Origin of the sequence: Streptomyces beijiangensis (assembly GCF_017315755.1) — a bacterium.
In the GTDB taxonomy this organism is placed as follows: domain Bacteria; phylum Actinomycetota; class Actinomycetes; order Streptomycetales; family Streptomycetaceae; genus Streptomyces; species Streptomyces beijiangensis.
On the sequence record NZ_JAFLRJ010001365.1, the window covers coordinates 1 to 206 of the forward strand.

A 206-nucleotide genomic window follows, 5' to 3' on the forward strand; every position below is an offset into this window, starting at 1 on the left:
CCGCCGTCGTACCGGTGCCGCTACTTCACGTACGCGATACCGTCCGTCGTCACCGTCGGACGGCCGCTCGTGCCGACCACGACGATCTTCACCGTGTGCTTGGCGCTCGTGGACCAGGTCTTGGTCCAGATCGCCTGGCGGTACAGCGTCGTCGAGGACTTGAGATCCACCGTGGTGATCTTGACCCCGTCGACGTACACATACGC

At 64.1% G+C, this 206-nt stretch carries 1 protein-coding gene; it reads right to left on the reverse strand.

What is annotated here, in order from left to right:
- Positions 1–20: 20 nt before the first annotated feature.
- The coding region (locus J0695_RS41845; protein WP_206970044.1) for a hypothetical protein at positions 21–206 on the reverse strand (186 nt) is incomplete at its 5' end.